Source organism: Microbacterium sp. EST19A (assembly GCF_019969685.1).
In the GTDB taxonomy this organism is placed as follows: domain Bacteria; phylum Actinomycetota; class Actinomycetes; order Actinomycetales; family Microbacteriaceae; genus Microbacterium.
The window spans coordinates 86,982-109,105 of the sequence record NZ_JAHXYZ010000002.1 but is presented as its reverse complement, the minus strand read 5'-3'; the positions used below and the strand labels follow the sequence as shown (position 1 = coordinate 109,105).

Annotated in this window: 25 protein-coding genes; 17 read left to right on the top strand and 8 right to left on the bottom strand. The window is 67.1% G+C overall.

All coding sequences use genetic code 11. The features are described 5' to 3' along the window. Nucleotides 1-41: 41 nt before the first annotated feature. From LC452_RS10480 to LC452_RS10430, 11 genes are all read left to right on the top strand, one after another. On the top strand, nucleotides 42-734 hold the full coding sequence (locus tag LC452_RS10480; RefSeq protein ID WP_374197769.1) for an HAD family hydrolase: 693 nt from the start codon (nucleotides 42-44) through the stop codon (nucleotides 732-734). Then, a complete protein-coding gene (locus tag LC452_RS10475; RefSeq protein ID WP_223624931.1) occupies nucleotides 731-1,750 on the top strand; it encodes a tRNA (adenine-N1)-methyltransferase in 1,020 nt (339 codons plus the stop codon). The genes LC452_RS10480 and LC452_RS10475 overlap by 4 nt, the downstream gene beginning before the upstream one ends. Nucleotides 1,751-1,760: 10 nt before the next feature. Further along, a complete protein-coding gene (locus LC452_RS10470) occupies nucleotides 1,761-2,693 on the top strand; it encodes an FKBP-type peptidyl-prolyl cis-trans isomerase (RefSeq protein ID WP_223624929.1) in 933 nt (310 codons plus the stop codon). Next, a complete protein-coding gene (locus tag LC452_RS10465) occupies nucleotides 2,693-3,685 on the top strand; it encodes a YafY family protein (RefSeq protein ID WP_223624926.1) in 993 nt (330 codons plus the stop codon). The genes LC452_RS10470 and LC452_RS10465 overlap by 1 nt, the downstream gene beginning before the upstream one ends. Then, a complete protein-coding gene (locus tag LC452_RS10460; protein WP_223624924.1) occupies nucleotides 3,682-4,665 on the top strand; it encodes a YafY family protein in 984 nt (327 codons plus the stop codon). The genes LC452_RS10465 and LC452_RS10460 overlap by 4 nt, the downstream gene beginning before the upstream one ends. Nucleotides 4,666-4,705: 40 nt before the next feature. Then, entirely contained in the window at nucleotides 4,706-4,957 is a 252-nt protein-coding gene (gene tatA / locus LC452_RS10455; protein WP_223627623.1) for a Sec-independent protein translocase subunit TatA, read from the top strand. A gap of 57 nt (nucleotides 4,958-5,014) precedes the next feature. Beyond that, a complete protein-coding gene (gene tatC / locus LC452_RS10450; protein WP_223627621.1) occupies nucleotides 5,015-5,773 on the top strand; it encodes a twin-arginine translocase subunit TatC in 759 nt (252 codons plus the stop codon). After that, complete coding sequence (locus tag LC452_RS10445) at nucleotides 5,770-8,244, top strand: RNA helicase (protein ID WP_223624922.1); 2,475 nt, start codon at nucleotides 5,770-5,772, stop codon at nucleotides 8,242-8,244. Before tatC ends, LC452_RS10445 begins: the two co-directional genes overlap by 4 nt. 11 nt (nucleotides 8,245-8,255) lie before the next feature. After that, complete coding sequence (gene lnt, locus LC452_RS10440; protein ID WP_223624920.1) at nucleotides 8,256-9,794, top strand: apolipoprotein N-acyltransferase; 1,539 nt, start codon at nucleotides 8,256-8,258, stop codon at nucleotides 9,792-9,794. 72 nt (nucleotides 9,795-9,866) lie between these two features. Continuing rightward, a complete protein-coding gene (locus tag LC452_RS10435) occupies nucleotides 9,867-10,484 on the top strand; it encodes a TetR/AcrR family transcriptional regulator (RefSeq protein ID WP_223624918.1) in 618 nt (205 codons plus the stop codon). Beyond that, complete coding sequence (locus LC452_RS10430; protein ID WP_223624916.1) at nucleotides 10,481-11,281, top strand: NAD(P)H-dependent oxidoreductase; 801 nt, start codon at nucleotides 10,481-10,483, stop codon at nucleotides 11,279-11,281. The genes LC452_RS10435 and LC452_RS10430 overlap by 4 nt, the downstream gene beginning before the upstream one ends. Nucleotides 11,282-11,354: 73 nt before the next feature. Here LC452_RS10430 and LC452_RS10425 read toward each other — a convergent pair whose 3' ends face one another. The 4 genes from LC452_RS10425 to LC452_RS10410 all read right to left on the bottom strand — a co-directional run bounded on the left by LC452_RS10425 (nucleotide 11,355) and on the right by LC452_RS10410 (nucleotide 14,067). Further along, the gene (locus tag LC452_RS10425) at nucleotides 11,355-11,738 is read right to left on the bottom strand and encodes an RNA polymerase-binding protein RbpA (protein WP_223624915.1); all 384 of its coding nucleotides are present in this window, start codon (nucleotides 11,736-11,738) and stop codon (nucleotides 11,355-11,357) included. Nucleotides 11,739-11,865: 127 nt separating this feature from the next. Continuing rightward, on the bottom strand, nucleotides 11,866-12,642 hold the full coding sequence (locus tag LC452_RS10420; protein ID WP_223624914.1) for a glycerophosphodiester phosphodiesterase family protein: 777 nt from the start codon (nucleotides 12,640-12,642) through the stop codon (nucleotides 11,866-11,868). Then, complete coding sequence (locus tag LC452_RS10415; RefSeq protein WP_136055813.1) at nucleotides 12,639-13,568, bottom strand: SPFH domain-containing protein; 930 nt, start codon at nucleotides 13,566-13,568, stop codon at nucleotides 12,639-12,641. Before LC452_RS10415 ends, LC452_RS10420 begins: the two co-directional genes overlap by 4 nt. Nucleotides 13,569-13,593: 25 nt before the next feature. Continuing rightward, nucleotides 13,594-14,067, bottom strand: coding sequence for an NfeD family protein (locus LC452_RS10410; protein WP_223624912.1), 474 nt, complete (start codon nucleotides 14,065-14,067; stop codon nucleotides 13,594-13,596). A gap of 120 nt (nucleotides 14,068-14,187) precedes the next feature. On the opposite strand from LC452_RS10410, the gene LC452_RS10405 reads away from it, so the two are divergent. After that, nucleotides 14,188-14,952: an SDR family oxidoreductase gene (locus LC452_RS10405; RefSeq protein WP_223624910.1), complete on the top strand. Its 765-nt coding sequence runs from the start codon at nucleotides 14,188-14,190 to the stop codon at nucleotides 14,950-14,952. Between the two features lie 76 nt (nucleotides 14,953-15,028). On the opposite strand, the gene LC452_RS10400 is transcribed toward LC452_RS10405, so the two are convergent. Further along, on the bottom strand, nucleotides 15,029-15,622 hold the full coding sequence (locus LC452_RS10400; RefSeq protein WP_223624907.1) for an HdeD family acid-resistance protein: 594 nt from the start codon (nucleotides 15,620-15,622) through the stop codon (nucleotides 15,029-15,031). A 179-nt stretch (nucleotides 15,623-15,801) separates the two neighbouring features. Between LC452_RS10400 and LC452_RS10395 the strand changes: the two genes are divergently transcribed. The 3 genes from LC452_RS10395 to LC452_RS10385 are packed head-to-tail and all read left to right on the top strand — an operon-like array spanning nucleotide 15,802 to nucleotide 19,003. Beyond that, on the top strand, nucleotides 15,802-16,200 hold the full coding sequence (locus LC452_RS10395) for a helix-turn-helix transcriptional regulator (protein WP_223627619.1): 399 nt from the start codon (nucleotides 15,802-15,804) through the stop codon (nucleotides 16,198-16,200). A gap of 5 nt (nucleotides 16,201-16,205) precedes the next feature. After that, complete coding sequence (locus tag LC452_RS10390; protein WP_223624905.1) at nucleotides 16,206-16,616, top strand: VOC family protein; 411 nt, start codon at nucleotides 16,206-16,208, stop codon at nucleotides 16,614-16,616. Nucleotides 16,617-16,645: 29 nt separating this feature from the next. Further along, nucleotides 16,646-19,003: an excinuclease ABC subunit UvrA gene (locus LC452_RS10385; protein ID WP_223624903.1), complete on the top strand. Its 2,358-nt coding sequence runs from the start codon at nucleotides 16,646-16,648 to the stop codon at nucleotides 19,001-19,003. 23 nt (nucleotides 19,004-19,026) lie between these two features. On the opposite strand, the gene LC452_RS10380 is transcribed toward LC452_RS10385, so the two are convergent. After that, complete coding sequence (locus LC452_RS10380; RefSeq protein WP_223624901.1) at nucleotides 19,027-19,872, bottom strand: bifunctional 2-polyprenyl-6-hydroxyphenol methylase/3-demethylubiquinol 3-O-methyltransferase UbiG; 846 nt, start codon at nucleotides 19,870-19,872, stop codon at nucleotides 19,027-19,029. 85 nt (nucleotides 19,873-19,957) lie between these two features. Here LC452_RS10380 and LC452_RS10375 point away from each other — a divergent pair, with 85 nt between their 5' ends. Further along, nucleotides 19,958-20,176 (top strand): hypothetical protein, encoded by a 219-nt coding sequence (locus LC452_RS10375; protein ID WP_223624899.1) that lies wholly within the window; start codon nucleotides 19,958-19,960, stop codon nucleotides 20,174-20,176. A gap of 50 nt (nucleotides 20,177-20,226) precedes the next feature. Here LC452_RS10375 and LC452_RS10370 read toward each other — a convergent pair whose 3' ends face one another. After that, entirely contained in the window at nucleotides 20,227-20,994 is a 768-nt protein-coding gene (locus LC452_RS10370) for a peptidoglycan recognition family protein (RefSeq protein ID WP_223624897.1), read from the bottom strand. Nucleotides 20,995-21,046: 52 nt separating this feature from the next. Beyond that, a complete protein-coding gene (locus tag LC452_RS10365) occupies nucleotides 21,047-21,664 on the bottom strand; it encodes a TetR/AcrR family transcriptional regulator (protein ID WP_223624895.1) in 618 nt (205 codons plus the stop codon). A gap of 74 nt (nucleotides 21,665-21,738) precedes the next feature. On the opposite strand from LC452_RS10365, the gene LC452_RS10360 reads away from it, so the two are divergent. Beyond that, the gene (locus tag LC452_RS10360) at nucleotides 21,739-22,119 is read left to right on the top strand and encodes a DUF1761 domain-containing protein (RefSeq protein ID WP_223624893.1); all 381 of its coding nucleotides are present in this window, start codon (nucleotides 21,739-21,741) and stop codon (nucleotides 22,117-22,119) included. Nucleotides 22,120-22,124 lie beyond the last annotated feature (5 nt).

The window sequence follows — 22,124 nt, the reverse complement described above, 5'->3', positions numbered from 1 at the left end:
CTAGTCCGCGGCGGAGGGATGTGGGCGGCACCCCGGCTAGCATGGGTTCAGTGAGCAGAAAGCCCCGCGCAGTCCTCTGGGACATGGATGGAACACTCGTCGACACCGAGCCGTATTGGATGGCGGCCGAGACGTCGCTGGTCGAATCCTTCGGCGGCACCTGGACTCATGAGGATGCGCTGCAGCTGGTCGGGAGCGGTCTGATCGACAGCGCGATCATCCTGCAGAACGCCGGCGTCGCCATGGAGCCGGAGGCGATCGTGTCGCATCTGACCGATGTCGTGCAGGAGGCGCTGCGCACCCAGGGCGTGCCGTTCCGTCCCGGTGCGAGGGAGCTTCTCGCGGCGCTTCGAGAGGCGGAGATCCCCACCGGTCTCGTCACCATGTCGCTGCGCCGGATGGCGCTGAACGTCGTGGATCTCATCGATTTCGAGGCGTTCGACATCGTCGTCGCGGGCGATGACGTCGACAACCCGAAACCCCACCCGGAGCCTTATCTGCAGGCGGCGGCCCTTCTCGACGTCGACATCGCCGACGTCGTGGTGATCGAGGATTCGCCCACCGGCGTGCGGGCCGGTCTCGCATCGGGTGCACTGACCATCGGCGTGCCGCACATCGTCTCTCTGGAGGGACTCGGTGCGCATGAGCTGTGGCCGACGCTCGCCGGGCGTGGAGTCTCCGATCTGGCGGACCTGTTCGACACCGAGGACGCCGTGACGGAGGCGATCCGATGACGGTCGCCGGTGCCCCGCGCCCGAGCGGACCGTTCCGCGTCGGCGATCGCGTGCAGTTGACGGGACCCAAAGGCCGTCTGAGCACCGTGACGCTCCGCGAGGACGGCGAGCTCCACACGCACCAGGGCGTCCTCCGCCATCGCGATCTGATCGGTCTTCCCGACGGCTCGGTGGTCGCCAACAGCTCCGGGCACGAGTACCTGGCGCTGCGCCCGCTGCTGCGGGACTTCGCCATGTCGATGCCGCGCGGTGCGGCGATCGTGTACCCGAAGGATGCGGCGCAGATCGTCATGCAGGCCGACATCTTCCCCGGCGCCACGGTGGTCGAGGCGGGCGTCGGCTCCGGCGCGCTCTCGCTGGCGCTGCTGCGGGCCGTCGGGCACGCCGGGCAGCTGATCTCCTTCGAGCGGCGCGAAGACTTCGCGGACGTGGCACGAGGGAACGTGGAGACCTTCTTCGGAGGACATCCCGACACCTGGCGCGTCGTGGTCGGCGATCTCGTCGAATCCCTCCCCGCGGAGGCGGCAGCGGGCTCTGTGGACCGCGTCGTGCTCGACATGCTCGCGCCCTGGGAGTGCATCGATGCGGTCGCCGAGGCGCTCACGCCGGGCGGCGTGGTGCTCTGCTACGTGGCGACCGCGACCCAGCTCTCGCGCGTGGCGGAGTACATCCGCGGAACCGGGCTCTTCACCGACCCCGACGCGTCGGAGACCATGGTGCGCGGCTGGCACGTCGAGGGTCTCGCCGTGCGTCCCGATCACCGGATGGTCGCGCACACCGGGTTCCTGCTGACCGCGCGGCGGCTCGCTCCCGGTGCGGTGGCACCGTCGGTGAAGCGCCGGGCCTCGAAGAGCAGCTACGGCGATGACGACGTCGAGCAGTGGACTCCGGGTGCCGTCGGCGACCGCGAGATCAACGACAAGAACCTCCGCAAGCGCGCCAGGGAGGCGGGCAAGGCCGCCGAGGGGGCGCGCGCGGCCGCCGCTTCGCGCGAATCGGAGCACTCGACGGAATAGACTGGAGCGCGTGCGTAAAACGTCCGCCGTTCTGGCCTCCCTCAGCCTCGCCGTCCTCGCCCTGACGGGCTGCTCCGTCGCGGGTTCGTCCGACGGCGCCGCCTGCGAACGCCCGGCTGATTCCACCGGCGTCGCAGACGCGGTTACCGTCGACGGCGACCTGGGCAGCAAGCCCGACGTGAGCATCTTCGCTCCCGTGAAGATCACGAAGTCGGCGTCCAGCACGGTGATCGAGGGCGACGGTCGTCCGGTCGAGAACGGACAGCAGCTCGTCGTGCTCGAGCTCACGCTGTTCAACGGGCAGACGGGCGAGGAGGTCGCGTCGACGGCCTATGACCCCGACAAGGGCGCCCTGACGAACCTCGACAACCAGGCCGAGCGTTTTCCCGCGCTGGCATCCGCGATGAAATGCGTCACCGAGGGCTCCCGCGTCGTCGTGGCGGTATCGCCCGAGGACGCCGGGGCCGAGGCGCTGTCCGGCTTCGGTCTGGGCCCGAAAGACACGATGGTCTTCGTCGCCGATGCCCTCGACGTCTACCTCCCTCGTGCTGAGGGAGAACTGCAGTTCAACGACGCGAGCGGCATGCCGACGGTCGTGCGAGCGCCCGATGGAACCCCTGGCGTGATCATCCCGGATTCTGCGGCACCGAAGTCGCAGGTCGTCCAGACGCTGATCAAGGGTGAGGGCGAGAAGCTCGGCGCCGACCAGATCCCGCTCGTGAACTACACGGCCGTCAACTGGGACACCAAGGACTTGGTCGACACCACCTGGGGCAAGTCCGTGTCGCTCGATTTCGCACAGACCGCTCCTGCCGTGGCGGAGACGCTCGTCGGCAAGCCCGTGGGCTCGCAGGTGCTGGTTGTCACCCCCGCGACCGGTGACGTTCCCGCCACGGCGTACGTCGTCGACATCCTGGGCGCAGTGACGGCGCCCACGCAGTGATGGCCGCCCGGATTCCCGCGGAGGAGCGCCTGACGAATCTCGTCGTGGCGCTGATGGCCACGGAGATCGGGCTCACCAAGCAGCAGATCCTCGACAACGTCTCGGGCTATCGTCAGCGAGCGGATGCCGGCACCCGCTCGGATGCGCTGGAGAAGATGTTCGAGCGCGACAAGGAGGAGCTGCGGTCCCTCGGCGTCCCGATCGAGACGATCGGCGACGCGGCCGACCCCAACGACCTCCGCGAGGCGCGCTATCGCATTCCGCAGGCGGAATACGACCTGCCGGCGGACATCGAGTTCACCCCGGCCGAACTCGCGGTGCTGCGTCTCGCCGGAAGCGTCTGGAGCGCGGAATCCGCGTCCGGCGACGCGCAGTCCGGTGTCCGGAAGATCCGCGCCCTGGGCATCGACGGCGACGAGCCGATCATCGGCTTCGCCCCGCGCATCACGGCGAGGGACGCGGCTTTCGCTCCGCTGCAGGATGCGATCGAGAAGAGCAGGGTCGTCGTCTTCGAGTACCTGAAGCCGGGCGAGGCCGTGCCGCGACGGCGCAGCATCCGTCCGCTCGCTCTCGTCGACTACGAGGCGAGGTGGCACGTGTTCGGGGTCGACGTCGACATCGACGAGGACCGGATGTTCCTGCTCAGCCGCATCGTCGGCGATGTGAAGCTCACGACGACGACGTTCGATCCGTCGCTGCGAGACGGCGCGGGGGAGCGTGCACTCGCAGGTCTCGAGCGTGTCGCAGCGGAGAACTCGGCACTGCTGGAGGTCACGCCCGGCACGGAGGCGGCACTGCGTCTCGGCCGCCGCGCCACACCGGCGGCCCAGGGCATCACCGTGCCTTTCGTCGACCTGCACATCCTCGCCGACGAGCTCGCGTCCTACGGTCCGGAGGTGCGCGTCGTGGAGCCTGCCGAGCTCCGCGACGCCGTCATCGCCCGACTGCAGGCCGTCGTGGACGCCCACGCCGAGCGGGAGGAGGCACGATGAGCGCCCAGGCCAAGCCCCTGCTCGCCGCCGAACGCGTGCGGCTGTATCTCACCCTCGTGCCGTATCTGCTCGAGCACGGTCAGGTCTCGCTCGCCGAGGCATCGGCGGAGTTCGGCGTGACGCCGCAGGAGATGCGCGGCATGGTCGAGAAGCTGACCGTGATCGGGCTCCCCGGCGAGTCCGGATACTGGCAGCAGCCGCAGGAGATGTTCGACATCAACTGGGATCTGCTCGATCTCGAGGACGTCATCGAGATCACGAACGACGTCGCCCTGCGCCGCGTTCCCCGTTTCACCGCCCGCGAGGCAGCCGCGCTGCTCGCCGGTCTCCAGATGGTCGCCGCTGTCCCCGCCGTGTCGGACTCGGGCCTCGTCGCAGGGCTGATCTCCAAGCTGTCCCGCGGTGCGGCCGATGCCCCCGCCGACGTCGTCGTCGCGCCCGGCGCGGTCGACGAGGTGCGGGAGGCCGTGGCGCGCGGTCTGCAGGACGGGGTCGCGATCTCGTTCACGTATCAGGCTCCGGATGCCGCGCCGACGACGCGCACCGTCGACCCGGTGCAGATCCTCATCACGAACGCGCAGTGGTACCTCCAGGGATGGTGCCACCTGCGGCAGGCGATGCGCACGTTCCACCTCGACCGGGTGAGCGAGCCGAAGCTGACCGACATCCCGATCACGCACGGCGGGGATCAGGTGCCGGAGCCGTTCGCCGGCCTCGACGACGAGCGCGAGGTCACCGTACGAGTCTCCGAGCGATACGTGCCGCTGCTGACAGGCTTCCTGCCGGCGACCACGCTCGAAGCCGTCGACGGTTCGACGACAGCGCACTTCCATCTGGCCGACCCGCGGGGCATCAAGCGGCTCGCCGCGCGCTTCGGCGGAGCTATGGAAGTCCTCGAACCCGGCGTCGCACGGTCGTCGACCCGTGAATGGGCGGCATCCGGACTCGCGCTCTATCACCACCCCGATCCTCGGGATTGATCTGTAGACTGGGTCGCACGCTTACCGAAGACGGGAATTCATTATGGCTGGACTGCAAGGCTGGCACCTGCTCATCGTGCTCGCCGTCATCCTTCTTCTGTTCGGCGCTGCGAAGCTGCCGGCGCTCGCGAAGAGCGTGGGTCAGTCGGCTCGCGTCTTCAAGGGCGAGATGAAGGCCATGAAGGATGAGGACGAGCCGCGCACCGAGGCTGTCGTCGCAGAGCCCACCACGGTGAAGGACTCCGTCGCCAAGGACTCCGGCGTCAACCCTGAGACTCCGCCTCGTACCTGATCGACCGTGGCAACCATCGAACCGCCCGTGAAGCCGAAGGCGGATCGGGATAGGCGGATGTCGCTCGGCGCGCATCTGGTCGAACTGCGGAAGCGGCTGATGTGGGCAGCGCTCGCGCTGGTCGTCGGCATGGTCATCGCCTTCCTCATCGCCGATCCGGTGATCCACCTGATCACCGAGCCCATCCGGGTCATCATCGAGAAGCGCGGCGACAGCTTCAGCGCACTGAACTTCGGCACCGTGACGGCCGCCTTCGACATGAGGATGCGGATCGCCTTCTCGATCGGGTTGTTCCTCTCGGCGCCCGTCTGGCTCTGGCAGATCTGGGCCTTCATCATGCCCGGCCTGACGCGCAAGGAGATCCGCTACACGATCTCCTTCGTCGCCGCCGCGGTGCCGCTCTTCTTCGCCGGCTGCTACCTCGGCATCCTCGTCATGCCGCACGTCATCGAACTGATGTGGGGCTTCACACCCGAGGGCGGCACGAACTTCTACCAGGCGCAGGAGTACTACGACTTCATCTTCAAGCTGATGATCGTCATCGGCATCTCCTTCGTGCTCCCCGTCTTCCTCGTCGCGCTGAACGTCGCCGGCATTATGTCCGGGCGCGCGATCCTGAAGGGATGGCGTATCGCGATCCTCATCGCGACGGTCTTCGCCGCCCTCGCGACGCCCGCCGCCGATGTCATCAGCATGCTGATGCTCGCCGGCATCCTGATCGTGCTGTTCTTCGCGGCGGCCGGTCTCTCGATGCTGTTCGATCGACGCAAACGCAAACGTGATGCCGCAGCCGGGCTTCTGCCGGACGCGGTATGAGTTCGCCCTCCGAGAGATACGCCGCGGCCCGAGAGGCCGCTGAGCACCCGGCGACGAATGCCTTCGCCGCACGACAGAAGTTCGAGCTCGACCCCTTCCAGGTCGCCGGATGCCACGCACTCGAGTCCGGGCGCAGCGTGCTCGTCGCGGCGCCCACCGGAGCGGGCAAGACGATCGTCGGCGAGTTCGCGATCCACCTCGCGATGCAGACCCCGAGTGACAAGGCGTTCTACACGACGCCGATGAAGGCGCTGTCGAACCAGAAGTTCCGCGAGCTCGTCGAGGTCTACGGACCCGACGAGGTCGGCCTCCTCACCGGTGACACGAACATCAACGGCAACGCCCGCATCGTGGTGATGACCACCGAGGTGCTCCGCAACATGATCTACGCCGACTCCGCGGCGCTCCGCGATCTGCGGTACGTGATCATGGACGAGGTTCACTACCTCGCCGACCGGTTCCGCGGTGCGGTGTGGGAAGAGGTCATCATCCACCTGCCGCAGCACGTGCGGCTCGTGTCGCTGAGCGCCACCGTCTCGAACGCCGAGGAGTTCGGCGACTGGCTCGACACCGTGCGCGGCGACACCGAGGTCATCGTGTCGGAGATCCGCCCCGTTCCGCTCGAGCAGCACGTGCTCGTCCGGGATGACCTGCTCCCGCTCTTCGACGACCGAGCGGGTATCGCCACCGCGCAGGTGAATCAGGAGCTGATGCGGATCCGCTCCTTCACGGGGTCGCACTACGAGAACAACCGGCGGGCCCAGTCGTACAGCAGCGCCCGGCATGCGGGCAGGCAGGCGAAGCGGCCACCGCGCGGCGGACAACGCCCGGTGCGCCCGTCGAATGTCCGTCGTATCGAGCGCATGGACCGGCCTGATGTGATCAAGCTCCTCGAGCGCGCCAACCTGCTGCCGGCGATCTTCTTCATCTTCAGCCGCGTGGGCTGCGATGCCGCGGTGCAGCAGGTGCGTCGCTCCGGGATCAGGCTGACGTCGCCGGAGGAGAAGGCGGAGATCCGCGCGATCGTCGAGGAACGTACCCGCTCGTTGCAGGACGAAGACCTCGGTGTGCTCGGGTACTGGGATTGGCTGGAGAACCTCGAACGCGGTGTCGCCGCCCACCATGCCGGCCTCCTGCCCGCCTTCAAGGAGGTCGTGGAAGAGCTCTACCGCCTCAAGCTGGTCAAGGTCGTGTTCGCCACCGAGACTCTGGCACTCGGCATCAACATGCCTGCCCGCACCGTCGTGCTCGAGAAGATGGAGAAGTTCAACGGCGAGGCCCGTGTGGCCATCACCTCGGGGGAGTACACGCAACTCACCGGGCGAGCCGGCCGCCGCGGCATCGACGTCGAAGGTCATGCGGTCGTGCAGTGGACCGAGGGCATGGATCCGCAGGCCGTCGCCGCGCTCGCGTCCCGCCGCACGTATCCGTTGAACTCGAGCTTCCGCCCCACGTACAACATGGCGGTCAACCTGATCGATCTGTTCGGCAAGCAGCGCGCGCGGCAGATCCTCGAGTCTTCGTTCGCGCAGTTCCAGGCCGACCGTGCGGTCGTCGGGCTCGCACGGCAAGTGCGGGAAGCCGAGGAGTCGCTCGCCGGCTACGAGAAGTCGATGGCCTGCGAGCACGGGGACTTCCCCGAGTACGCGGCCATCAGGCGCGAGCTGAGCGACCTCGAGAAGAAGAACCGACAGGACTCCGCGGCGCCGCGCGCCGCCCGCGACAAGCGGATGAAGCGCATCCAGTCGCTGCGCACCAGCATGCAGCGGCATCCGTGCCATCGCTGCCCCGATCGAGAGGCTCACGCCCGCTGGGCGGAGCGCTACTGGAAGCTCAAGCGGCAGACCGACCGCATCCGCCGCCAGATCGAGACGCGCACCGGCACGGTCGCACGTGTCTTCGACCGCGTCGTCGAGGTGCTCGAGACACTGGACTACCTCTCCCAGGACTCGGGGGAGACCGCGCTGACCGAAGCCGGACGCACGATGCGCCGCATCTACGGGGAACGCGACCTGCTCGTCGCGGAGTCCCTCCGTCAGGGGCTGTGGAACGGACTCGATGCGCCGTCGCTCGCTGCGATGGCCTGCTGCCTCGTGTACGAACCGCGACGCGACGAGGCGAACTCGGGGGAGCGGGGTCTCCCGCGTGGCGCATTCCGCACCGCGTATGAGAAGACGACCACCTTGTGGGCCGAGCTCGACGATCTCGAGAAGGACCACCACCTCCCGGGATCCGAGCCGCTGGCCGCCGGACTCGCCGGAGCGATGCACTCGTGGGCACGGGGAGGCATGCTCGATCGCGTCCTGATCGACGCCGACATGGCGGCCGGAGACTTCGTGCGCTGGGCGAAGCAGACGATCGATCTCCTCGACCAGCTCTCGATCGTCGCCGAGGACGGCGCGCTCGCCCGCACCGCTCGGACGGCTCTCGACGGCGTGCGCCGTGGAATCGTCTCGTACTCTTCGATGTGAGAATGAGAGGGATGTCCGAATCCCGAGCGCGCCAGCGCCCCCTCCTGCCACTCTGGGCGGCCGTGATCGCGGCTGCGCTCTCGGCGTTCCTGATGAACCTCGCTTACCCGGAGTCCGCGATCTGGGTGCTCGCCTTCCCGGCGGTCGCCCTCGTGCTCGTCTCGCTCATCGGTCGTCGCGCCGGTGGTGCTCTGCTGGTCGGACTCGTCTACGGCATCGTCCTGTTCGGGTTCCTCGTGTCGTTCACCGCGCGCTACCTCGGTCCGGTTCCGTGGGCGGCGCTGAGCGTCGTCGAGGGCGGACTCACGGCGGTCGCATTGATCCTGACGGCACTGGCCTATCGCTGGATGCCGCGTGCGTTCCCGGGGACCGCAGGGCGCCTGCTCGCACTCCCGATCGTCGTCGCGGCCCTCTGGGTCGGGCGCGAGGTGTTCGTCGGCTCCTGGCCCTACGGTGGCTTCCCCTGGGCCCGCATCGGGATGAGTCAGGCGCAGAGTCCGCTCGCCCCGCTCACATCGTGGATCGGCGTCGGCGGCCTCGGGTTCCTCATGGTGCTCCTCGTGGCGATGCTGATCGAGATCGTGCGTCTGCGGGCATGGAAGAAGCCGCTGCGGCTGCTCGTTCCCGCCGCGCTGGTGATCGTCCTCTTCTTCACGCCGCTCTTCCCGACGACGGATGCCGGCACGATGCGCATCGCCGCCGTGCAGGGCAACGGACCCACGGGCTACTTCGATCAGCGCGAGCCGTTCTCAGTGATCGACGCGCAGACCGAGGCGACCGCTCCGCTGTACGGCGAGGACGTCGATCTGCTCGTCTGGCCGGAAGGATCGCTGGACACGGATCCGTTCCAGAACGAGACGCTCGCGCGACGGATGACGCTCATCACCACGCGCATCGGCGCACCGCTGCTCGCGAACGCCGCCACCGGGCGCAACGAGCGCTACTTCAACACCTCGATGCTGTGGACGGATGCCGGGGGAGCGACCCAGCTGCATGACAAGCGGCATCCGGTGCCGTTCGGCGAGTACGTGCCCGACCGCGCGTTCTACAACGCTCTGGCCCCTGACCTCATCGGTCTCATCCAGCGCGAGTACACCCCGGGCGAGAACCCGCCCATCGTCGATGTCGACGGCGTCGCCGTCGGCCTCGCGATCTGCTTCGACGTGATCTACGACGACGTGATCACCGAGGGGATCAACGCGGGCGCGCAGGTGCTGGTGTTCCAGACCAACAACGCGGACTTCCGCGGCACCGATGAGAATCTGCAGCAGCTGGCCTTCGCACGGATGCGGGCGATCGAGACAGGGCGCAGCGTCGTGAACATCTCCACGGTCGGCCGGAGCCAGATCATCGCGCCCGACGGCGTCACGGTGACGAGCCTGGACGAGGATGAGGCCGGCGCGATGCTCGAGGACGTCGAGTTGCGCACCGGTGTGACAGCGGGCGTCCTGCTCGGTCCCGGGCTGCAGCAGCTCCTGGTCTGGGGCGGCCTGGCGGCGCTTGTTCTCGCATGGTGGCGAGCACGGAGACGGGGAGCTCTCGAGTCCTGAGGTCCGCGGTAAGTTACACATGGTAAGTTACTAGTAGTAACTTCTTGTCTCACCACCGAAACGAGGACCTCGATGAGTCACGCGCCCGACATTCCGCCGCGTCAGCGGATGCCGAAACCCGTACGCCACACGCAGCTGCTCGACGCTGCCAGGGATCTCATCCGTGCTGCGGGGACCGATGAATTCTCGCTCGCGCGCCTGGCGGAGCACGCCGGCGTGACCAAACCGCTGGTCTACGATCACTTCGGCGATCGTTCGGGAGTGCTCGCCGAGCTCTACCGCGAGTTCGAGCACCGACAGCGGGAGACGCTCGCGACCGCTCTGCAGAATGCGCCGCAGGACCTCGGCGTCGTGTCGGGCGTGGTCGCGGGTGCGTACATCGACTGCTGCCTCGCGGAAGGCCGCGAGCTCGCCGACGTCGTCGCCGCCCTTGCCGGATCGGCCACGCTGACGCGGCTCCGGCAGGAGGCGGAGGAGGCCTACCTCGACATGTGCCGGAGCGCCCTCGAGCCGCTGTCCGGACCGATGGAGCCGGCGGGGCTGCTGGCGATCATCGGCGCAGGTGACGCGCTGGCGCGACGCGCCCTCGACGGCTCGATCACCGCTGCGCAGGCACGCTCAGCTCTGTCCAAGGTCGTGGCGGCGGTCGCTGGTGACGCCCCCGAGCACGACGGAGAGGACCACGCATGACCATCTCGAATCCGCCCACGCCCGGCACGGCCCTCTGGCTGTACGCCCATCCGCGGCACGAGTCGTTCAACCATCGGCTCCACCAGGTAGGCGCGGGCGTGCTCGGAGAGCACTACACGGTGGCTACCTCCGACCTGTACGCGCAGGGGTTCGATCCCGTGCTGGGTGCGCAGGATCTGGGCGATCTCGCCTCGACCCCCGGGAATCTCGCCGAGCAGGCGGGGGAGGCCTACGCGAGCGGCCAGCTGGCTGACGATGTCCGCGCGGAGCAGGAGAAGCTCGCCGCCGCCGAGCTGCTGGTCATCCAGTTCCCGCTGTGGTGGTACGGCATGCCGGCGATCCTCAAGGGATGGTTCGACCGCGTCCTGAGCGCCGGCTTCGCGTACGGCGATCTCGACCCCGAGCTCGGCGTGCCGCGTCGCTACGGTGACGGCGGGCTCACGGGACGACGAGCACTCATCATCGTGACCGCGGGGGAGGACGAGGGGTCGATCGGGCAGCGGGGCATCAGTGGAGACATCGAGGCGCTGCTCTTCCCGCTCACGCACGGCGTGCTCTGGTACGTGGGCATCGACGTGCTCGAGCTGCACGTGGTCCATGACGCCGACGCCCTGGGCGCCGAGGCCGTGCAACGCGAGATCACACGCCTGAGCGACAGACTGCGGAGCATCGATGACGAGCCGGCCGTCCCGTTCCGTCGTCTGCGTGACGGGGACTACCGCGGCACCCGTGCCCTCCGTCCGGAGTTGCTGCCCGGTCGCACCGATCTCGCGATCCACATCGCGGCGGACGAATAGCCTGCGCGATCCGTCCGGACGCAGAAAAGCAGCGAGGCTCGTCGGAGCCTCGCTGCTTTCTCGTATCAGGCGGTCAGGCGCCGATCTTCTCGCGGGTCGGGTCCTCGCCGGCGCCACGACGGGCACGGATGAAGGCGAGGCGCTCCTCGAGCAGCTCTTCGAGCTCGGCGCGGGTGCGACGCTCCATCAGCATGTCCCAGTGGGTGCGAGCGGCCTTCTCGTCGGTGACCTCGAGCGTGACAGCCTGGCCGTCGACGTTCAGGCGGGCCTCAGCACCGCAGGAGCGGCACTCCCAGGTCTGGGGCGGCTCGGCGTCTGCCGCGAACATGAGGTTCGTGACGTGTCCGCATGTGTCACAGGAGTATTGGGTTTCGCGGCGCTCCATGAAAACGACGCCCTCTTCGCTCTGTAGGCTCTGGGCGCCGAGTCGGATGCCGCGCAGGCTGCGATCTGCCATTTTGTGGTCCTCTCGTCGATGTCAGGTATAACGCTCCAGCCTGTGCGCCTGCTCCACGCGAGCGGATTCTCGGCGGGATTCACAGCGTAATCCCAGCGCCAGAGGTTATAGGGCGCGTCGAGCGCTCTCAGCGGGGGTTGAGAGCCGCCAGAGCGACGTCGGCCCGATCGGAGACGATGCCATCGACGCCGAGGTGCGCGAGGCGCAGCATTTCGGCGGGATCGTTGATGGTCCACACATGCACCTCGACGCCGACGCGGTGTGCGGCACGGAGGAGCGCGGGGGTGAGAACGGTGAGGGCGCCGCGGCGTTCGGGGATCTGCAGCGCGTCGATATCCCTGAGCACGCGAGCGGGGGAGAGGCGCAGGGCGGAGAGGCCACGCAATGCCGCAATGGTGCGGATGCCACCCGACGTCGCGGGTCGCAGCGCCGCTCCGGCGCGCAGCACGGCGGCGACGGTGGCTCGGCGGTTGGCATCCGAGAAGCTCGTGATGAGCACGCGATGGGTCTCGTCCACGAGGATCGGGCCGAGGAGCCCGGAGGCGGCATCTGTCTTCACATCGATGTTGAAGCGGATCTGAGGAAAGGATCTGAGCGCCTCGGTGACGGTGAGAAGACCACCGTGGTCGGCGAAGATGGTGCGCAGCTCTCTCGTGTGCACGTCCCTCACCGCCCGCGGATCGCCGACGAGCCGATCGAGCGTCGGGTCGTGGAAGAGCACCACGTCGCCGTCGGCCGTGACCTGGCAGTCGGTCTCGATGTACTCGACACCGGCGGCATGAGCAGCCGCGAACGATGCGGCCGTGTTCTCCCAGACGCCCGAGTCCTCGCCCGCCGCGGTGATCAGACCACGATGGGCGAGGACTCGGGGGTGCCGTGCCTTCGCGAAATACGGGTGAGTCACGCGCCGGGAAGCGTGTTGCTCGGCCCCTGGCCGGGCTTCGGCGTGAACGCGCTGCCGATGCCCTTGAGCGCCTCGGTCAGCTCGCTCGGGATGATCCACAGCTTGTTGGACTGGCCTTCGCTGATCTTCGGCAGCATCTGCAGGTACTGGTACGCGAGGAGCTTGTCGTCGGGCGCACCCTGGTGGATCGCGGTGAAGACGTTCTGGATCGCCTCGGCCTCACCCTGTGCGCGGAGCACCGCCGCCTGCTTGTCGCCTTCGGCGCGGAGGATCTCGGCCTGACGCGCACCTTCTGCTTCGAGGATCGCCGACTGCTTCGTGCCCTCGGCGGTGAGGATGGCCGCGCGCCGGTCCCGCTCTGCGCGCATCTGCTTCTCCATCGAGTCCTGGATGGAGATCGGCGGGTCGATCGCCTTCAGCTCGACGCGGCCGACGCGAATACCCCACTTGCCGGTCGCCTCGTCGAGGACGACGCGGAGCTGGCCGTTGATGTTGTCACGGCTGGTGAGAGCCTCTTCGAGGTTCAGACCACCGACGACGTTACGGAGCGTCGTGGTCGTGAGCTGCTCGACAGCGCCGAGGTAGTTCGCGATCTCGTATGTGGCCGCGCGGGCGTCGGTCACCTGGAAGTAGACGACCGTGTCGATCGAGACGACGAGGTTGTCCTCGGTGATCACGGGCTGCGGCGGGAACGAGACGACCTGCTCGCGCATGTCGATGAGCGGACGGAGCCGGTCGATGAAGGGGACCAGGAGGTTCAGGCCCGGCATGAGCGTCTTGTGGTACCGGCCGAGCCGTTCCACGACGCCCGCTGTCGCCTGGGGGATGATCCGGATAGAGCGTGCGACGGTGACCACCACGAAGATGATGATCGCCACCACCAGGATCCAGAGGATCGCGGTGGGGATGAACGAGGAGTCGTTCACTGATTTCTCCTAGTCGTTTGTGGGGCTAGTCGTTGATGGGTCGGACGACCGCAGTCGCTCCATTGATCGCGGAGATCGCGACCGGCGAGCCCTGCGGGATCGGAACGGATGTGAGGGAGCGTGCGGTCCAGGTGTCGCCGTTGCTGAGCTTGACCTGGCCGGAGATCTGGGTGACGTCGTGCAGGGCGATGCCGCGCAGGTCGATCAGCGCGTCGACGTTCGACTTCGTCGGATCTTCGCCACGCCGGAGCCGCTTCAGCAGTGGCGGCCGCAGGAAGAGGATGAACACCGCGGCTGCGGCGGCGGCGATGATCACCTGCACCCAGACCGGGAGGCCGACGAGGTCCGTGACGAGGCCGATGGCGCTTCCGAAGCTGAGCATGAGGAAGGTGAAGTCGAGCGTGAGCATCTCGATGACGAGGAAGAGTGCGATCAGGACCAGCCAACCGATCCATGCCCAGTTATCGATCAGTTCGATGAAGACGGAGAAGTCATTCATGCGGCCTCCTTTGCGGTCAACCTATCACGCGCCGTCGACGCTCTCGGGAGTCGCGGAGCCGGATTGATAGTGTGTGAGAGCCGTGCGATCACGGCATCTCACGCATCATGAGGAGTCACCGTGACCGACGTTCTTCCCGCAGGATCTCTCGACGGCAAGGTCGCCCTTGTCACCGGCTCATCGCGGGGGATCGGCGCCGACACCGTGCGCTACCTGGCCGAAGCCGGTGCCGACGTCGTCATCAACTTCCGCAACAAGGCGCCGCGCGCCGAGAAGCTCGCCGGTCAGCTGCGCGATCTCGGCCGCCGTGCGCTCGTCGTGGGCGCGGACCTCACGGATCCGGCATCCGTCGCGGAGATGTTCGACGCCATCCGGGCCGAGTACGGCCGCCTCGACGTGCTGGTGCTGAACGCGTCCGGCGGCATGGAGTCGGGAATGGCCGAGGACTACGCACTCGCTCTGAACCGCGACGCCCAGCTCAACGTGCTGAACGCGGCCACGCCCCTGCTCGGCGAGGGCTCGCGGGTCGTGTTCGTCACCAGCCACCAGGCGCATTTCATCCGCACCACGCCGACGATGCCCGAGTACGAGCCGGTCGCGCTCTCGAAGCGGGCGGGTGAGGATGCGCTCCGCGAGCTCATCCCGGGCCTCGCCGAGAAGGGCATCGGATTCACCGTCGTCTCCGGCGACATGATCGAAGGCACCATCACGGCGACACTGCTCGAGCGTGCCAACCCGGGCGCCATCGCGGAACGTCGCGAGTCGGCCGGCAGGCTCTACAACGTGTCGGAGTTCGCGGCCGAGGTGGCACAGGCCGCCATCGATCCTGTGCCCGCCGACAACACGCGGCTCGTCGGCGACGTCAGCGCCTTCGCCGCCGAGTAGCACGCCACCCCTGAACGACGATCGGCCCCGGCCTGCTTCTCGCAGGTCGGGGCCGATCGCTGTCTTCTGCGTGCCGTCAGGCGGCAGCGCTCTCCTGCGCGGCGGTGAACGTCTTCGCGTCCCTCCCGAGCGTGATCGCGCGAACGATCTGCACGATGCCCAGTGCCACGAGCGAGATGCCCAGCAGCAGCCAGAACGCCAGACCCGCGATGATCGGCGAGAACAGCACGATGATTCCGGCGATGATGCTGAGCAGGGCGTAGAGCAGAGTCCAGACGCGGGAGCCGTCGCTGCCGAGCAGCGAGAGGGAGACCACGCCGTCGACGATCCAGCTGATACCGATGAAGATGACGACGACGAACGCCAGCGTCGCCGCGGCGGCGCCGAGGTTCAGGTAGGCGATCACACCGGCGGCGATGTAGACCAGCCCGAGCACGATGTGACCGACGCGCGACCATCCGCCCTTCGCATTGTGGAAGATGGCGAGGCCGATGTAGATGAGGCCGGCGACGATGAGGTAGGTGGCGAAGATCGCGGTCACGATCACCGCGGACTTCACGGGCCAGATGAGCAGCACCAGACCGGCGATCAGAGCGACGACGCCGGAGACGGCCAGCGCGACGCGGACCGACTTGAAGAGCGACTTCGCTGCGGGGAGTGTTTCGGACATGATGTGGACCCTTTCTGAGAGAATCCTGTGGGGATGACCCTCAGGGTAGCGCTCTCGTGATCGTCTGTGGAAGGCGTTTCGCCCGAGCGTCTCAGAACGTCACCCCGTGACGCTCGGTGACGTGGAAGGATCGACTCGTGACCCCCGTGGACGATGCCCGCCTGCGCGAGCTCGTCGTGATGCGCAAGGTGCGAGACCGCATCGATCGTGAGTACGCGCAGCCGCTCGACGTCGAGGCGCTGGCCAGGGGAGTGCACATGTCCGCCGGTCACCTGAGCCGCCAGTTCCGGGAGGCGTACGGCGAGTCGCCGTACTCGTATCTGATGACCCGACGCATCGAACGGGCGATGGCCCTCCTGCGACGCGGCGACCTGAGCGTGACCGAGGTGTGCTTCGAGGTCGGCTGCTCATCGCTCGGCACCTTCAGCACCCGATTCACCGAACTCGTCGGTGTCTCACCCCGGGTGTACCGTGAACGCGCCGCCCACATCGACGGCATACCGCCCTTCCAGGCCAAACAGGTCACCAGACCGATCAGGAATCGAGAAGCGCCGCGCACTGATGCGCATCTAGCGTGAACACCATGAAGATCAGCATCCACTACGCCTTCCTCCCGCACACCGACGCCGACGCCGCCCTCGGTTTCTATCGAGACACGCTCGGCTTCGAGGTGCGCAACGACGTCGGGTACGACGGTCTCCGCTGGCTCACCGTCGGTCCCGCCGGACAGCCCGAGACGTCGATCGTCCTGCATCCGCCGGCGACAGATCCCGGGATCACGGATGCCGAGCGCCAGACCATCCTCGAACTGATCGCCAAGGGCAGCTACGGCGCGCTCACTCTCGCGAGCGACGATCTCGACGAACTGTTCGAGCGTCTCGTCGAGGGCGGCGCCGACGTCGTGCAGGAGCCGATGGATCAGCCGTACGGCGTGCGAGACTGCGCGTTCCGCGACCCGTCCGGCAACCTGCTGCGTATCAACCAGGCCGGCTGACCTTTCAGCCTCGACAAGGAAGGACGCCGATGACCGCCGCCGAGCATCCCGCAGACACCCACGACCTGATCCGCGTGCAGGGTGCGCGTGAGAACAATCTGAAAGACGTCAGCGTCGACATTCCGAAGCGCCGGCTCACGGTGTTCACGGGCGTCTCCGGATCGGGCAAGAGCTCGCTGGTGTTCGACACGATCGCCGCCGAATCACGACGCATGATCGACGAGACGTACAGCGCATTCGTCCAGGGCTTCATGCCTTCCGTTCCGCGCCCCGACGTCGACGTGCTCGAGGGACTGACGACCGCGATCATCGTCGACCAGGAGCGCCTCGGCGCGAACCCTCGGTCGACGGTGGGCACGGTGACCGACGCGAACGCGATGCTCCGCATCCTCTTCAGCAAGCTCGGATCGCCCTACATCGGCGGGCCGACGGCGTTCTCGTTCAACATCCCGACGCAGCGCGCCAGCGGCGTGATGACGGGGCCGGGCGGCGAGAAGAAGATCGTGAAGGACGCGATCTATCTCGGTGGCATGTGCCCGCGCTGCGAGGGCAGGGGAGCGGTGTCCGACCTCGACCTCACGCAGATCGTCGATGAGTCGAAGTCGCTCGACGAGGGTGCGATCATGGTGCCCGGATACACCGTCGACGGCTGGATGGTGAAGGGCTTCTCGCAGTCGGGTTTCTACCCCGGCGACAAGCCGATCGCCGAGTTCTCCGAGAAGCAGCGGCAGCTTTTCCTGTACGGCGAGGTCACGAAGGTCAAGATCTCGGGCATCAACATGACCTACGAAGGCCTGATCCCCAAGATCTCGAAGTCCATGCTGTCGAAGGACCTCGACGCTCTGCAGCCGCACGTCCGCGCGTTCGTGGAGCGGGTCGCGACCTTCGCCGTCTGCCCGGAGTGCGACGGCACGCGGCTGACCGAGGGCGCGCGCTCCTCGAAGATCGAGGGGATCAGCATCGCGGATGCCTGCCGCATGCAGGTGACCGACCTCGCTGCCTGGGTGCGCGACCTGAGACTTCCCGGCGCAGGGCCGCTGCTCGAGGCGCTCAGCGCGAACCTCGATGCGTTCGTGACGCTCGGGTTGGGTTACCTCAGCCTCGAGCGGCCCTCGGGATCGCTGTCCGGGGGAGAGGCGCAGCGCATCAAGATGCTGCGCCACCTCGGCTCGTCGCTCACCGACATCACCTACGTGTTCGATGAGCCGACGATCGGGTTGCACCCGCACGACATCCAGCGCATGAACAGCCTGCTGCTGAAGCTGCGCGATAAGGGCAACACGGTCCTCGTCGTCGAGCACAAACCTGAGACGATCGTCATCGGCGACCACGTGATCGACCTCGGTCCCGGGGCCGGTGCCGCCGGCGGGGAGATCTGCTTCGAGGGCACCGTCGAGGGGCTCAAGTCGAGCGGCACGCGCACCGGCGATCACCTGGACGATCGTGCGCAGCTGAAGGATGCCGTGCGCGCGAGCAACGGCGCCATCGAGGTGCGTGGTGCGACCGCGAACAACCTGCAGAACGTCGACGTCGACATCCCGACCGGGGTGCTCACGGTCGTGACCGGTGTCGCAGGGTCGGGCAAGAGCTCTCTCATCCACGGATCCGTGACGCGACGCGAGGGTGTGGTCGCGATCGATCAGGGGGCGATCAAGGGATCCCGACGGAGCAATCCCGCGACATACACGGGGATGCTCGAACCGATCCGCAAGGCGTTCGCGAAGGTGAACGGCGTGAAGCCCGCGCTGTTCAGCGCGAACTCCGAAGGAGCGTGCCCCACCTGCAAGGGTGCCGGCGTCATCATCACCGAGCTCGGATTCATGGACACGATCGAGACGCCGTGCGAGGACTGCGGCGGAAAGCGGTTCCAGGCGAGCGTGCTCGAGTACAAGCTGGCAGGCAAGGACATCACCGAGGTTCTGGACCTGCCGGTGTCAGAGGCGCGAGTCTTCTTCTCCGACGGCGAGGCGAAGATCCCGGCCGTCACGGCGATCCTGAGCCGTCTCGACGATGTGGGACTCGGGTATCTGTCGCTCGGACAGCCGCTGTCGACGCTGTCGGGGGGAGAGCGGCAGCGCATCAAGCTGGCGATCCAGATGGGGGAGAAGGGCGACATCTACGTTCTCGACGAGCCCACGACCGGCCTCCACCTGGCCGACGTCGACAAGATCCTGGGGCTGCTCGATCGACTCATCGACTCGGGCAAGACCGTGATCGTGATCGAGCATCACCAGGCGGTCATGGCCCACGCGGACTGGATCATCGACATCGGTCCGGGGGCCGGACACGACGGCGGGAAGATCGTCTTCGAAGGCAATCCGGCAGATTTGGTATCCCAGAAGTCGACTCTGACGGGGGAGCACCTCGCGGCGTACGTCGGAGCCTGAGCTTCCGTCTCCGGGCCGCGGTCTCAGGGCCGTCGTGCGACGATCGTGTAGGTGCAGGGTACGAGGTTCCGTTCGGCTTCGGGCCACGCCCACCCTCCGGGGACCTCGACCATACGCGGGCTGAATCGCCAGGGGAGCATGCGCTCCTCATCGAAGTGGAGGATCTGAAGCCCCGCGCGGATCAGCACGCTGAAGATCTCGGAGAGCGGATGGGGCCACTCATACGTGCGCGCGTGGGCGACGGTTCCTCCACCGACGTAGGTCGACGCATCGTCCCAGCGCTGCGCGCGGCCGTCGCCGAAGTAGGGGTAGCGGAGCGTCAGATTCTCGGCCTCCTCATCGAGGGCGTACAGCAGCGGATGTCCGTCGCGGATGAAGAACGTGCCGCCGGGCCTCAGCAGGCTGGCGATCTGCGTCGCCCAGCGCTCCAGATCATCGAGCCAGGTGATCGTACCGATGCTCGTGTAGACGATGTCGAAATCGCCCGTGACAGCGGCCCGGGCGTGCAAGACGTCGGTCTCGACCCATGTGGCCGGCACGCCGGCCGTCGCCGCGAGCCGCGCGGCTGCTGCCAACGCGGCCGGTGAGAAATCGACGCCGGTGACGTTCGCGCCGGCGCGGGCTAGCGACACCGTATCCGTGCCGATGTGGCACTGCAGGTGACACAGATCGAGGCCGGTGAGTGAGCCATCGGGAAGGAACGACGTGAGCACGGGAAGGTCATGGCGCACGACGTCGCTGAGATGGGCAGGATCGTCATAGGCATCGAGTCCGTATGCCTCCTCATGCAATGGGACGCGGTCCTCCCAGTTCTCACGATTGGCCTGCCGCGCCGTCGCTCCATCGATCTCCACGTTGTCTGCGTTCACACGGCGAGCCTACTGAGACAAAGGTGACGGACTCGCATACCTCAGGTTTGGTATCCCAAAATTGGTTTGGGATACCAGAGAATCGATGCTGTCTGCACTGAGCTGCGAGGATCCAGGCGGCCGGATCATCAGCGAGACCTGCACGTGCGACGGAAGGCGCATCGTCGAGATCGTCGATGGCGGTGACGTCGCATCCCTGCGCGGCGTGCTTCCTGCAGTGCCGTGGAGCGTGTCGAACCATTCTTCGGCGGCCATCGCACTCATCCGTGCTGTCATCGCCCGCGGCGGCCACGGACATGACTGACGAAGCCGCCCCGTCGATTCTGCCGATTATGATGTAGCCGATAATGCACATTATGTCAGTTCGTTGAGGAAGATGTCCCTCGCCCGCGCAACGATGTCGTCCAGTCGCGCCTGCAGGTACGGACCAGGACACTCGGTCCCCGACCATGTCTCCTGATGGGTGATGACGTGCTCCCGGTCGATCGTGAACGACACCGGTACGCCGTCCAGGCTCTTGCCGTCGAAGGTCGCGAGCCATGCGATCATCTGTGAGAGTTCCTCCAGCTGCTCCGCCGTCACGGCGTACTCAGGCGCCCCGGTGGCAGCGAGCGTCTCCACCGCAACGGAGCGCCAGTTCCAATCGGCGCCGGTCGAGGAAGGCTTCGCTCCGGGGCGGATCAACTCGATGACGGAACCGTCGTGACGCAGATAGAACGTCGGCGCCGAGGAACGCTTGTTGCAGCGCGAGAGGAAATCCAGCTGATCGTTGGTCGTGCCCGTGTGGTGGATGATGAACCTGTCGATCACCGGCGTGACCACGTGGCCGTCGCTTCCTGCTATGTCACGGCGCGCCCGAGCGGTGGGATTCGCACAGTTCTCGAACCCCAGAGGCGCTTCGAGACCCCTTGCCGCACGGGGGTAAACGGGATCGTAATGCGCCAGTCCCCTCGGGTTGTCCGGGTCCAGGGGCGGCATCGCGCTGTCCGGCGCCTCAGGAGTCGTCGCGAGCCAGATCCCCGCTGCGGTCACGGTGACACCGGCACCTGCAGCGATGAGAAAGCTCCGGCGGGTGGGTCCTGAGTAGCCTGATGCGGAGTCGGGCGTCTGAGGGTCCGGCATCCCCCTATTCAACATGCGCTCACGAAACCGGATGCGATGAACACGGCTCTCCTCACCGCACGCCGTATCCAGCGAGGAACAGGTCGACGGCGGCGGCACGCGACGACTCATCCGCTCGTCCTCCGAGCAGTCGTGCGTTCAGGGGGGCGCCGATCACCAGCCAGGTGAATTGCTCGGCGGCGGCATGGGCGTCTTCGACGCGCAGCTCCCCCGCATCGGCCAGCGCGCTCAGCGCGTCGGCGAGATTCGCGATGTTGGCGTCCCAACTCTCGGTCAGGTATGTCGCCGCGACCTCCGGCTCGTTGTCGGCTTCTGCGGTGACGAGTCGCCGCATCGCCAGCACGGGTTCGCTCAGGATGCCGGCATGCATCGTCTCCGCGAGGTCGATGAGGCCCTGCCTCGTGTCAGCACTCCCCCGCAGATGCTCCAGCGCGGGTCGCATCGCATGTCTCCCGGCGGCTGCCCACTGTCGGACGACCGCAGCGTAGAGCGCACTCTTGGACGGGTGCGCCCGATAAAGCGATGCCTTCGAGATCCTCGCCCGCTTGGCGACTTCGTCCATCGATGCTCCGGCATAGCCGCGCTCGAGGAACACTTCTCGCGCGACGACGATGAGATCCTCCCCCGTGAGTCCGGCGGGGCGTCCCCGAGTCGTCAATTCTGAGGCCATGTCCCCATATTAGTACTTGACAGTTCTTAAACCGCAACCTACCTTGAGTACTACTCGGTACTAAAGGAGTCGACATGTTCGTGTGGGGAATCATCATCGCAACGGTGGTCTCGTTCGTCGCGAGCGCCGTGCTGTACGCGATTCCGCCTGTTTCGGCGGTCGTCACGCGGGCCAGCACTCCCCGACCGGGCATGCCCGTGAGCGTGCAGATGCTGTCGGTCGTCGTGCGCAGCCTCGTCGCATCGTGTCTCGTCGCGGGGTTGATGCTGGCGGCGGACTGGCATGGCGCCCTTCCCGGCATCGGGCTCGGACTGGCCCTGGCGACGCTCCCGCTGATCCTCCTCATGGGTGGTGTCGTCCATGAGAACACCGCACTCCCCGCCGCAGGGATCCACCTTCTGGACTGGATCTTAAAGCTCGTTCTCATCGGCGCGATCGTCGGCTTCTTCGCTTGACGCGG

Coding starts and splice junctions, on each gene's coding strand:
- LC452_RS10480 (WP_374197769.1), top strand. CDS start 42: ATGGGTTCAGTGAGCAGAAAGCCCCGCGCAGTCCTCTGGGACATGGAT.
- LC452_RS10475 (WP_223624931.1), top strand. CDS start 731: ATGACGGTCGCCGGTGCCCCGCGCCCGAGCGGACCGTTCCGCGTCGGC.
- LC452_RS10465 (WP_223624926.1), top strand. CDS start 2,693: ATGGCCGCCCGGATTCCCGCGGAGGAGCGCCTGACGAATCTCGTCGTG.
- LC452_RS10460 (WP_223624924.1), top strand. CDS start 3,682: ATGAGCGCCCAGGCCAAGCCCCTGCTCGCCGCCGAACGCGTGCGGCTG.
- tatC (WP_223627621.1), top strand. CDS start 5,015: ATGTCGCTCGGCGCGCATCTGGTCGAACTGCGGAAGCGGCTGATGTGG.
- LC452_RS10445 (WP_223624922.1), top strand. CDS start 5,770: ATGAGTTCGCCCTCCGAGAGATACGCCGCGGCCCGAGAGGCCGCTGAG.
- lnt (WP_223624920.1), top strand. CDS start 8,256: ATGTCCGAATCCCGAGCGCGCCAGCGCCCCCTCCTGCCACTCTGGGCG.
- LC452_RS10435 (WP_223624918.1), top strand. CDS start 9,867: ATGAGTCACGCGCCCGACATTCCGCCGCGTCAGCGGATGCCGAAACCC.
- LC452_RS10430 (WP_223624916.1), top strand. CDS start 10,481: ATGACCATCTCGAATCCGCCCACGCCCGGCACGGCCCTCTGGCTGTAC.
- LC452_RS10425 (WP_223624915.1), bottom strand. CDS start 11,738: ATGGCAGATCGCAGCCTGCGCGGCATCCGACTCGGCGCCCAGAGCCTA.
- LC452_RS10410 (WP_223624912.1), bottom strand. CDS start 14,067: ATGAATGACTTCTCCGTCTTCATCGAACTGATCGATAACTGGGCATGG.
- LC452_RS10400 (WP_223624907.1), bottom strand. CDS start 15,622: ATGTCCGAAACACTCCCCGCAGCGAAGTCGCTCTTCAAGTCGGTCCGC.
- LC452_RS10395 (WP_223627619.1), top strand. CDS start 15,802: ATGCGCAAGGTGCGAGACCGCATCGATCGTGAGTACGCGCAGCCGCTC.
- LC452_RS10390 (WP_223624905.1), top strand. CDS start 16,206: ATGAAGATCAGCATCCACTACGCCTTCCTCCCGCACACCGACGCCGAC.
- LC452_RS10385 (WP_223624903.1), top strand. CDS start 16,646: ATGACCGCCGCCGAGCATCCCGCAGACACCCACGACCTGATCCGCGTG.
- LC452_RS10375 (WP_223624899.1), top strand. CDS start 19,958: ATGCTGTCTGCACTGAGCTGCGAGGATCCAGGCGGCCGGATCATCAGC.
- LC452_RS10370 (WP_223624897.1), bottom strand. CDS start 20,994: ATGCCGGACCCTCAGACGCCCGACTCCGCATCAGGCTACTCAGGACCC.
- LC452_RS10365 (WP_223624895.1), bottom strand. CDS start 21,664: ATGGCCTCAGAATTGACGACTCGGGGACGCCCCGCCGGACTCACGGGG.
- LC452_RS10360 (WP_223624893.1), top strand. CDS start 21,739: ATGTTCGTGTGGGGAATCATCATCGCAACGGTGGTCTCGTTCGTCGCG.